Genomic DNA, 11,157 nt, shown 5'->3' with positions numbered 1-11,157 from the left:
CATGAATGCATCTGAAATCTTCTGGATTGTGCTTACATGCATATTGGGCATACAGTTGCTGTTCGCTCTATGGAACGTCTCCTGTCTGCCCAAAGTACGTTCATTCCGGGCAGATAAGATACAACCACCAGACCTGCTGGTCTCGGTACTGATTCCGGCCAGAAATGAAAGACTACATATCGAAGGATGTCTTGAAAGTGTACTAGCGAGCGAGACATTGGGATTCCGGATGGAAGTGCTGGTGCTGGATGATCGCTCCGAAGATGAGACAGCGGCCATGGTACAGGCGATTGCGGATCGCGATACGCGTGTGCGTTTGCTGCATGGTGTCGATCTTCCCGAGGGCTGGATGGGGAAATCCCATGCGTGTCACAGGCTGGTTCAGGAGGCCAAGGGAGAATGGTATATGTTCGTGGATGCGGATGTGCGTCTGGAGCCAAGTGCCATTCGGCAGACTCTTGCAGCAGGGTGTGAGCAGAGCGGGGGGCTGGTAACCGGTTTTCCTTATCAGGTAACAAAGACATGGATGGAAAAGCTTGTTGTGCCCATGATGGTCTTCACCATCATCAGTCATCTGCCCATTTTTATGATACGCAGATCATCCAGTCCGATGTTTGTGGCCGCTACGGGGGCTTTTTTGCTGATTCATCGTTCCAGTTACGAAGCATCCGGTGGTCATGCTGCCATTCAGGCACATCTGGTGGATGACATGAGTCTCGCCAAAGCAGTCAAGCGTGCAGGCCATCCGGTGATGCTGACCGATGTGCATGACGTAACAAATACCCGCATGTATCAGAACGGGGCAGAAGTATGGAACGGATATAAGAAAAACATGTACGAAGGTATGGGACGCAAAGACGTACTGCTGCTTGGCACGATGTTCATGTATACACTGATGTATATTGTGCCCCCGCTAGGCTTGATTATTGGAATTATGATGGGTAGTTCGGTGTCCATTCTGTATGGATTGATAGGAACATTACTTGGTATGGCTGTGAAAAGAGTAGCGGATCATGCTGGCGGACAACCCCGGTGGCTCGCCCTTCTGCAACCGGTCAGCATGGCCTGTGTCATTGCCATCGGACTTGCTTCCTGGCAGGCAGGCCGCTCCGGCAAGGGGTATGTATGGAAAGGTAGGCGGTACAGTTGAGAGGTAACGTCATTATTATCGGAGCAGGATTTGGAGGTCTGTCGTGTGCGATACGACTGGCTTCACAAGGTGTGCAGGTAACCATTCTGGAACGGCAGGAACACGTAGGTGGCAAGCTGCAGCAGATTGAGCGGGACGGGTATCATTTTGACCGGGGACCGAGCACGATCACGATGCCATCCACCTTTCGTTCAGTCTTCGACCATGCGGGTGTAGTAATGGAAGATTACGTACAGTTATATGAGTTAGAGCCGCGCACACGTAATATATTCGCAGATGGCACAGTGGTAGATTTGTCAGGCAATCGTGGGTGGATGAAGGAGCAGATCGCGGCGTACAGTCCGGAGGATGCGGCTCGTTATGATGCATTTATGGATGAGTCTGCTGCACTGTATGCGGAAGCCAATCGTCATTTTCTAGGTAAGTTGCTGCTGTCTCCTTCTGACAAATACAATCTCCAAATGCTGCGCAGCCTGCTCCGCGTGCGGCCAACGGTGAAGCTGGATAAGTTACTGCGTTCGTATTTCCAGCATCCACATACGCTGGCTATGTTCGGACGGTACGCGACCTATGTGGGATCATCGCCGTATCAATCGCCCTCCATCTTTGCAATGATGGGTCATGTGGAAGCAGAAGTGGGCATCTACGGAGTCAAAGGAGGAACCTATCAACTGATCGAAGGAATGACTTGTCTGGCACAGGAAAAAGGCGTACAAATCATTACCGGTATAGAGGTCCGGCAGATTGTTGTTCGGAATGGCAAAGTGGCTGGCGTGGATACGGATCAAGGCTTCCGTGAAGCCGATCAGGTGGTTGCCAATGGCGATGTGCTTAGCGTGAATCGACTGCTGCTCGCACCGGAACATCGGAAAGAGATGAGCGATGCTCGCATACGGAAGTATGAGCCATCCATTTCGGGATTTGTGACGCTGGCAGGTGTGCGAAGGCAATATGATGCGTTGTTACACCATACAGTCTTTTTTCCGGAGCGGTATGAACCGGAGTTCGACCATATTTTCCGTGACCGTAAAATGCCCGAAGATCCCACGATCTACATCTGTTATTCCGGTTATTCGGAAGCAGGTATGGCCCCGGCGGGAGCCAGTAACCTGTTCATTCTGGTTAATGCCCCCTACTTGTCAGTTTCATGGAATTGGGAGCAAGAGACGGAACGTTACGGTGCATTTGTACTGGAACGATTGGCGGCACGAGGAATTACCGGGTTGAACCAATCGGATGTGCTGATCCGATACACGCCGCGAGATATCGAACGGGATACGTTGGCGCATCAAGGGTCGATCTACGGCATCTCGTCCAACTCCGTGAAGCAGACCTTTATGCGACCAGGCAATCGAAGCAAAGATGTCCAAGGACTCTGGTACGTTGGCGGCACAACACATCCAGGCGGCGGAACCCCGATTGTAACGTTATCCGGGCAGCTTGTTGGTGAGCAGTTAGCATCTGAAATTTTGAGATAAGTTCGTTGTTCGGATGATGGAGTGGAAGTGCATTCTGTTGATCCACACCTATGTGCGTCGTCCGCGCTAACCAGAGCTTTGAAGATGCGACAGATGATCCGTGCTTTTGCGTAGGTATAAAATAGTGGTGCTCCGAGATTTAAGTGAGACATTTGGTGTCGGGGCATCCTTTCAATAGATGGTTTGGAACGTTATACTGGATAGAGTTGAGCTGCTGAGCTGCAATGCTTATAGGATTAATGTTTTTGTCTTTTGCAAAAGACGTATATACATAGAAGCTAGGAACAGGCAGGTTATCCTGTCGATCCGCACGATTCTCACATAGGAGGTCTCATCATGAATGAACAAGAGCGAGCCGGCGAACGGCTGCTTCCCGAAGTGGCTACGGGAGAACGGAAGCTAGAGCACGTGCGCCTCTGTCTTGAGGAGAATGTGGCAGGAGAAGGAGTAACCAGCGGTATGGAGCGGTTTGCGTTTCGCCATCACCCACTGCCGGAACTGGATTTTGAAGAGGTGCATCTGGAAACTTCGTTTATTGGCAAAAAAGTACGTACACCCTTGCTCATCAGTTCGATGACGGGTGGAAGCAAAACAACGGGCGCCATCAATGAGCGCCTCGCCCGAGTAGCAAACGCCAGAGGCTGGGCGCTCGGCGTAGGTTCGATCCGGGCTGCCGTAGAACAGCCGGAACTGGCGAGTACCTTCGATGTCCGCCGTTGGGCACCGGACATCCCGGTCATTGCCAACCTGGGCGCAGTGCAGCTGAACTATGGCTTTACCACGGCTGATTTCCAGCGCGCCGTAGATATTGCGGGTGCGGACATGCTCGTGCTTCACCTGAACACGTTGCAGGAAGTTTTCCAGCCGGAAGGTAATACTAACTTCAGCGGATTATTTCAACGGATTGAGAACTTGTGTCGTGAGCTAGACGTGCCTGTTGGCGTAAAAGAAGTAGGTTTTGGCATCGATGGTGTTACAGCGAAATCCTTGTATGAAGCGGGTGTGTCGTTCATCGATGTGGCTGGTGCTGGTGGCACAAGCTGGGTACAGGTGGAGAAGTACCGCAACAATAACCCGGTACGCCAGGCAGCTGCTGAAGCTTTTGCCGACTGGGGCATTCCGACAGCGGAGTGTATTCAGGAAGTGCGGGCGCTGAACCCTACCGGTGCCCTGATCGGCAGTGGTGGACTGCACACTGGCGTGGATGCGGCCAAAGCCCTCGCGCTCGGTGCGGACCTGGCTGGTTTTGGCCGATCTCTACTCGAATCCGCAGTCGCTTCGGATGATGCGCTGAATGAGCGGCTCGAACAGGTTGAGTTTGAGTTGCGTACCGTGATGTTTGGCATTGGCGCAGGGCGGATTGAGGATTTGAAACAGACGGAGCGGCTGGTGGAACGGCGTTAGGCGTGGGGTCAAAATGAAGATGATATAAACTTCATTGGAGTTATTTTAAGTATATTTCAGTCTACTGAGATTGCATCCTATATTAAATTGGAACAAAAATAGTGTAGAGGCTACTTCATTAAGAAATAGCCTCTACACTATTTATTATATTAAAATTGTCGGGCACTTATATTCATATCCATTTTATGACCTGTTGAACTATAGATATAAACTTTGACATTTGTTGTGCCTATGACACCTATTCTTGTTGTTTTTTGAGTCCCTTTTTTGATTGGAATATCAATTGGGGAAAGATTGCCCACAGTAAGTTTGGCATAAATAGTATCCGTACTATTGTTCTGAATCCAAACATCGGCATCTTCTCCATTGTCAGGATCCAATGTGAAGGAGTTTTCGTATGCATTGTAACTGCTGTAATTGAATGGTCTGATAAGCTGTACATCCATTGGATTAATAATCGGATCCTCAGTGTTCTCCACAGTGATTGGAGGGTTAGTAAAAGCATCTTTCACTCTATCCTCTAATTCATCAGTACTAGCTGGATGTGCAGAAAGTAATATGGACAGAGCTAACCCTGCACCTAAAATTACGTTGAAGTTCAATTTGATTCCCTCCTCTATGATAGTCGTATGTAATTATATTCCAATTACTTAGATAATTATAATTCCAAATTATTACATACATTCCTCTTTCACGGTGACATTCTCATTGGTTACAGTAACGTAGGAATTGCCTGACAAGTATTCCGTATAACCGCAAACCATTTTGTTATAGGTTTTGCCGCGGCTGTCCGTAAACGTCAAGGAGATGGCGCCCTCGCCTGAAAGTTTCAGCCGTGGGGCGAATTTCACGTTTGTTCCGCTGGGAATATCCTTATCAAATACGTAGGTGGAGCCACTCTCGTTGTTGTTAGATGAGTTGTCGCCTTGGACTAGGCTAGCCTGAATATTGGTGAGATCATAGTCGGACTGGTTGTGGATCGTGATCCTTAAATGGCGAAAGGGATCGACTGCATTCAGCAAGCTCTTAAAGGCGATGATGCCTATGACGAGTACGATGGCGGACAAGATAATAATTTTCTTTTTTGAGAATCGGCGACGTGTGTACAAAATGATCCACTCCTTTCCTTCATGAGGTATAAACGATGGGAAGAGATCAAAAGTTATAATTAAAATGGATAAATATGAAAACTGAAATCCGAATCGTCAGAATTCTTCATGCGCTAAGCGGAAGAACAGGATACAATAAGATACTAGTAGTGCAAAAAGGACTGCACAGAACTCATACATAATCAAGATCACTCGAAATAAGGAGGGGAAAAAGTTGAAACTTTCTCCAATGAATCAGGAAGATTATGCGAGTTTTCGCATTCGATCGATTAAGGATTTTGCACAGGAAAAAGTAGAAGCGGGCACCTGGGCTGAGGAAGAGGCACAGCAACTGGCGGAGGAATCTTATGAACGTTATCTGCCAGAAGGCTTGAACACACCTGGAGCGTATCTCTACAATCTGGTGCACCCTGTGGACGGCAACGTGGGGTATATCTGGTTTAATATCACGGATAATCGCCGTGGAAAAGATGCTTTTTTGCTGGATATTGTGGTTGAAGAAGCACACCGTGGTAAGGGATACGGAACAGAGACGATGCAGGCGCTTGAACAGACGGCCTTGAGTCTTGGCGTGGATCGCATTGGTTTGCATGTCTTTGGACATAATGTGCGGGCGAGCAGCCTGTATCGCAAGATGGGATATGAGGTAACGGATCTGACGATGTATAAGGAAATCAAAGGGTAAACCTAATAGCGGATATTCTAGGCAAAACTTAAGATCTGCGCAAAACGAATTAACTGCATTAACTGGGGATTTCGGGAAGCGGATGGGACTCTGGTCGAATTGGCGAAGTTCCTTGATGCCTTGAGGTTTGTCATATATAATGTATAGGATTATTCATACCGAACAAGTAATCAATGAGGAGTTGTCATATACATGGCTTTGAAAGCAGGAATTGTAGGGCTTCCGAACGTCGGAAAATCTACGTTGTTTAACGCAATTACACAAGCAGGTGCCGAATCGGCAAACTATCCGTTCTGTACGATTGACCCTAACGTGGGGATCGTTGAAGTACCCGATGAGCGTTTGGACAAACTGACAGAACTCGTTGTACCTAAGAAAACAGTACCAACGGCGTTTGAGTTTGTAGATATCGCTGGTCTTGTTCGTGGTGCGAGCAAAGGCGAAGGTCTTGGTAACAAGTTCCTTGCCCACATCCGTGAAGTAGACGCGATTGTACACGTGGTACGTTGCTTTGTAGATGAGAACATTACACACGTCGATGGTAAAATTGACCCGGTAAGCGACATCCAGACGATCAATCTGGAGCTGATCCTGGCCGATATCGAGAGTGTTGAGAAGAAAATCGATCGCTCCAAGAAAAACATGAAGGGCGGCAACAAGACTGCCTCTCAAGAAGTAGAAGTATTGGAGAGAGTGAAGGCTGTTCTGTACGATGACAAGCCGGCACGCAGCATGGAACTTACCGATGATGAGCTTCTGATCATACGTGATCTGCACTTGCTTACCCTGAAGCCAGTTCTGTACGCAGCCAATGTAGCTGAGGACGAAATCGGTGATGTGGCAAACAATGCTTATGTGCAAAAAGTAAGGGAATTCGCAGCTGCTGAAAATGCAGAAGTGGTGCCAATCAGTGCGAAGGTTGAGGAAGAGATTTCTGAGCTGGAAGGCGAAGATAAACAAATGTTCCTGGAAGAACTCGGTATCGAGGATTCCGGTCTGAACCTGTTGATCAAAGCAGCTTACAAATTGCTCGGTCTGTACACATACTTCACAGCAGGTGTACAGGAAGTTCGTGCATGGACGATCCGTAAAGGAACGAAAGCACCAGGCGCAGCGGGTGTCATTCACACCGACTTCGAACGTGGATTCATCCGTGCAGAGGTTGTTTCCTACGACGATCTGGTTGCAGCGGGTTCCATGAACGGTGCCAAAGAGCGCGGACAACTTCGTCTTGAAGGTAAAGAGTACGTTGTAAATGACGGCGACGTTATGCACTTCCGTTTCAACGTATAGTTGTTACACCTTTATATGTAGATTCAATAACATGACCCTGCGACCTTCTCGTGAAGTTCGTGGGGTCTTTGACTTAGAGTTTTGCAATGGGGCTAATAGCCTTATGCAGTGCGTGGAAAGTAGCGCGGAACAAAAAAACCACCGGGATTAGGTTGGTCTCCTTGCAATCCGGTGGTTCTTCATTCATTTGATTGAAATTCGCCGTGGTCGCCCACCGGCCTTTGTTAGAGAAGTCACGATGTTAGCGCATCGTGGCTTTTGTTTATTTTACATTTCGGAACAACATCGAACAACAATTTCATTTTGTGTTTTGCAGCACAAAAATTAGTTCATCCGCCTGCGGAACAGTTACTATTCAGAACCATAAGAATATGCTATAATTAAGAGTCGTATACCACGTTAAAATTCGCGCTTGAACAGATGAACTGAAGCGGGTTTCATACAGGGTACACGATTTCTTGATATCACTTTAAAAGTAAAGGATTTGATGACGTTGTAGCGATGTTATACGTCGATCATACATGAATGTGAATACATGCTGCGGTCAGGGGATTCGTGAGAATCCTGTGCGTTGTGGAATATAGATTATAGATGTAATTAATTTTGAATTGAAATAATTATTGAAAATGTGATGTGCTTGGACAAAATAATGCGTGAGGTGACTATACATGTTGGATAAATTACAGGCGTTAGCCGACCGTTATGACAAGTTGAGCGAGCTTTTGTGTGACCCGGATGTGGCAAGTGACAACAAAAAGTTGCGGGAATACTCCAAGGAACAATCCGATCTGCAACCGACTTATGAAGCGTACAATGAATACAAACAGGTAAGTCAGGATCTCGAAGCTGCAAAGGAAATGCAGGGTGAGAAACTGGATGATGAGATGCGTGAAATGGTCAAAATGGAAATTGACGAACTGAGCACTCGCCAGAAGGAACTGGACGAATTGATTCGTGTACTCATGTTGCCAAAAGATCCGAATGACGACAAAAACGTTATTGTTGAGATTCGCGGAGCAGCTGGTGGAGATGAAGCGGCGTTGTTTGCAGCAGATCTGTATCGGATGTACACACGTTATGCAGATGCACAAGGCTGGCGTGTAGAGCTGATGGACGTTAACACAAATGATCTCGGTGGATTCAAAGAGGTTGTTTTCCTGATTAACGGACGCGGCGCATACAGCAAAATGAAATACGAAAGCGGCGCACACCGTGTGCAGCGTATTCCAACAACCGAGTCTGGCGGACGTATTCATACGTCAACTTCAACGGTTGCGGTTATGCCTGAAGCCGAAGATTTTGATATTGAAATTCATGACAAAGATATCCGTGTTGATACCTTCTGTTCCAGTGGTGCCGGTGGACAATCGGTTAATACCACGAAATCCGCAGTACGGGTAACACACGTTCCAACGGGAATCGTGGCGACATGTCAGGATGGAAAATCACAGAACTCCAACAAGGAAAAAGCGTTGCAGGTTCTGCGTACACGTATCTTCGATATGAAACGTATGGAAGAGGAAGCGAAGATCTCCGTTGAGCGGAAAAGTAAAGTGGGAACGGGCGACCGCAGTGAGCGGATTCGTACGTACAATTTCCCGCAAAGCCGTGTGACGGATCACCGTATCGGTCTGACGATGCACAAGCTGGATCAGATCATGAACGGGGAGATTGAAGATATCTTGTCTGCACTGACGATTGCTCAGCAGACCGAGTTGATGGATAGAGGAGAATAATCTGTGACCCGCGCGCAGTTTGTCATGACGCCGGAACAGAGCTGTCGGGAAGCCTTCGTTGAGGCTTCCTCTTTTTTGGAGAAGTGCGGCGTGTACGAGCCGCAAAACAATGCCCGGCTGCTGCTGGAACATGTACTCGGCGTCTATGGCGCCGCGTATTACATGATGCAGCCGGAGCCTTTTCCCAGCGAGCATCGCAGCCGCTGGGAGGACGCTGTCACGCGCAAGGCTGCGGGTGAGCCAGCGCAATACATTATCGGCAGCCAGGAATTCTATGGGCTGCCGTTCGAGGTCACGCCGGCCGTGCTGATTCCGCGGCCGGAGACCGAGCTGTTGGTCGAGGCTGTGCTGCGCGAAGCCGACCGTGTGTTTCCTGACGGCGCTCCGCTCGCCGTCGATATTGGCACGGGCAGTGGTGCCATCGCGGTGACGATGGCTTCACTGCGCCCGCGCTGGCAGGTCGGCGCCGGGGATCTCTCGGCGGCTGCCCTGCAAGTGGCCGCGCGGAACGCGGCCGCGAACGGGGTACAGATCGACTTCCGTGAAGGCGATCTGCTGGCCCCGTTCGCCGGGGCTCGGGTGGACATCCTGGTGTCCAACCCGCCATATATCCCAGCGGCAGACATCGCCGGGTTACAGAAAGAAGTGCGCGATCATGAGCCGCGTATGGCACTGGACGGCGGTCCGGACGGGCTTGCACCGTACCGTATCATGCTGGAGCAACTGGCGCTGCTGTCTGCGCCGCCACAGATCATTGGTTTTGAGCTGGGCCAGGGGCAAGCTCGCGACATCGCAGCTTTGCTTGAATCGGCGGGACATTGGCCGGAAATAATCATTGTACCGGACCTTGCCGGAATCGAGCGGCATGTCCTGGGTGTTCGTACTTCGGAACAGGTGACGAAAATGTAAGGTTCCGCGGGTTTTCTTTTTGCCGTGAAATCCTCTACAATGAGATATACCGAAGATTTCTGAATGCTTGGGGGAACATAATTACATGCTGCACAAATTTAAAAAGATAGACTATTCTATTGTGTTTATACTGGTTATTCTAATGGTTATCAGTATTTTGTCGATTTACAGTACAACGTTTGGTCGTCCAAAGCTGGAGGGACTCCCGAAAAGTGCAGTGATCTTTTATATTTTGGGATTCGTAGTCTTTTTTGGGATGTCGATGATCAACTATAAATTCATAATCAAAAATTATTTATATATCTATGGCGTGGGTATGCTGCTGCTCATTTTCGTAATGTTCTTTGGTAAAGAGTACTACGGGGCAAAAGGCTGGCTGTCCATCTTCGGGGTCAGTTTGCAGCCTGCTGAGTTGTTCAAGTTATGCCTGATTGTGTTTTTATCGGCCTTTTTGGCCCGAAAGAAGAATCGTCCGCTCTATTTTGGACGTGATGTTATTCCGATCTCACTCTGTGTTCTGCCGCCATTACTACTTGTATTGCTTCAAAATGACTTGGGAAATGCGTTGAGTTATGTTGTCATTCTTGTGGGCCTATTATGGATCGGCAACATTAAATTTACGCATGCCCTCATTGGCTTTATTATTGCTGTGGCTACCTTTATCGGCGGTACACAGGCATATATTCATTATCATGATGAGATTGTTAAATTCCTGAATGACATTGGACGTTCGCACTGGGCGGATCGTTTTGACCCTTGGCTTGTACCAGAGCTGACCTCAAGAGATGTGCTCTGGCAGACGTATAATGCAAAACTTGCGATTGGTTCTGGCGGGATTACAGGCAAAGGGTATATGGAAGGCACGACGATTCAGTCAAATCGGGTGCCGCTGGCCTATGCTGACTCCATTTTTGTACAGATCGGTGAAGAATTTGGCTTTATCGGTGCCTCGGTATTGCTTCTACTGTATTTTATCCTGATTCACAGGCTTGTGCTGATTGCACTGGAGTGTAAGGATCGCGCGGGGCCATATCTAATTGTAGGTATTATAGCGATGCTGCTCTACCAGATCTTTGTCAATATTGGTCCGTTCATTGGTCTGATGCCATTGACAGGGATTACCCTACCGTTTATTAGTTCAGGTGGTACCTCCATTATGATCAACATGATCAGCATGGGTCTTGTGATGAGTATTAAGGTCCACACGGAAGAGAACGAGGATATTCTTGGCTCTGCGGAACAACCAAGTATTACCGATTTGGTGATGAAATTGCTAAGACGCAAGCCATCCCAGCAGGAGCAATAACGTTCTCGAATCAAACCGTGAAACACGTTAGATTTATGTATATAAGCTAGATAACTATAGAACCCTGGAACAGATCAGCCCAAGTCA

General features: G+C 48.3%; 10 protein-coding genes. 8 read left to right on the top strand and 2 right to left on the bottom strand.

Annotation, left to right across the window (positions count from 1 at the left end; all coding sequences use genetic code 11):
• The first annotated feature begins 1 nt into the window (after window position 1).
• The 3 genes from MKY87_RS13085 (at window position 2) to fni (ending at window position 4,032) form a co-directional block, all read left to right on the top strand.
• Window positions 2-1,150 carry a glycosyltransferase gene (locus MKY87_RS13085; protein WP_340964765.1) on the top strand — a complete coding sequence of 383 codons (1,149 nt, stop codon included), beginning with the start codon at window positions 2-4 and terminating at the stop codon, window positions 1,148-1,150.
• Window positions 1,147-2,628: a phytoene desaturase family protein gene (locus MKY87_RS13080; protein WP_340964762.1), complete on the top strand. Its 1,482-nt coding sequence runs from the start codon at window positions 1,147-1,149 to the stop codon at window positions 2,626-2,628. Before MKY87_RS13085 ends, MKY87_RS13080 begins: the two co-directional genes overlap by 4 nt.
• 336 nt (window positions 2,629-2,964) lie before the next feature.
• Entirely contained in the window at window positions 2,965-4,032 is a 1,068-nt protein-coding gene (fni, locus tag MKY87_RS13075) for a type 2 isopentenyl-diphosphate Delta-isomerase (protein ID WP_340964759.1), read from the top strand.
• 149 nt (window positions 4,033-4,181) lie between these two features.
• Here fni and MKY87_RS13070 read toward each other — a convergent pair whose 3' ends face one another.
• Together MKY87_RS13070 and MKY87_RS13065 are read right to left on the bottom strand one after the other, a co-directional pair.
• Entirely contained in the window at window positions 4,182-4,634 is a 453-nt protein-coding gene (locus MKY87_RS13070) for a hypothetical protein (RefSeq protein ID WP_340964757.1), read from the bottom strand.
• Between the two features lie 72 nt (window positions 4,635-4,706).
• On the bottom strand, window positions 4,707-5,141 hold the full coding sequence (locus MKY87_RS13065) for a hypothetical protein (protein ID WP_339788445.1): 435 nt from the start codon (window positions 5,139-5,141) through the stop codon (window positions 4,707-4,709).
• Window positions 5,142-5,355: 214 nt separating this feature from the next.
• Here MKY87_RS13065 and MKY87_RS13060 point away from each other — a divergent pair, with 214 nt between their 5' ends.
• From MKY87_RS13060 to MKY87_RS13040, 5 genes are all read left to right on the top strand, one after another.
• Complete coding sequence (locus MKY87_RS13060; protein WP_289390517.1) at window positions 5,356-5,826, top strand: GNAT family N-acetyltransferase; 471 nt, start codon at window positions 5,356-5,358, stop codon at window positions 5,824-5,826.
• A gap of 192 nt (window positions 5,827-6,018) precedes the next feature.
• Window positions 6,019-7,119, top strand: a complete 1,101-nt coding sequence (gene ychF / locus MKY87_RS13055; protein WP_062836948.1) for a redox-regulated ATPase YchF — start codon at window positions 6,019-6,021, stop codon at window positions 7,117-7,119.
• 668 nt (window positions 7,120-7,787) lie between these two features.
• Entirely contained in the window at window positions 7,788-8,855 is a 1,068-nt protein-coding gene (prfA, locus tag MKY87_RS13050) for a peptide chain release factor 1 (protein ID WP_017691918.1), read from the top strand.
• A gap of 24 nt (window positions 8,856-8,879) precedes the next feature.
• The gene (prmC, locus tag MKY87_RS13045; RefSeq protein WP_339790442.1) at window positions 8,880-9,764 is read left to right on the top strand and encodes a peptide chain release factor N(5)-glutamine methyltransferase; all 885 of its coding nucleotides are present in this window, start codon (window positions 8,880-8,882) and stop codon (window positions 9,762-9,764) included.
• 85 nt (window positions 9,765-9,849) lie between these two features.
• Window positions 9,850-11,070 carry an FtsW/RodA/SpoVE family cell cycle protein gene (locus tag MKY87_RS13040; RefSeq protein ID WP_091036279.1) on the top strand — a complete coding sequence of 407 codons (1,221 nt, stop codon included), beginning with the start codon at window positions 9,850-9,852 and terminating at the stop codon, window positions 11,068-11,070.
• The last annotated feature ends 87 nt before the right edge of the window (window positions 11,071-11,157 follow it).

The organism is Paenibacillus sp. FSL R7-0198, from assembly GCF_038000415.1.
Lineage (GTDB): Bacteria > Bacillota > Bacilli > Paenibacillales > Paenibacillaceae > Paenibacillus.
The sequence above is the reverse complement of the archived record's forward strand: the minus strand, read 5'-3'. Positions and strand labels throughout refer to the sequence as shown.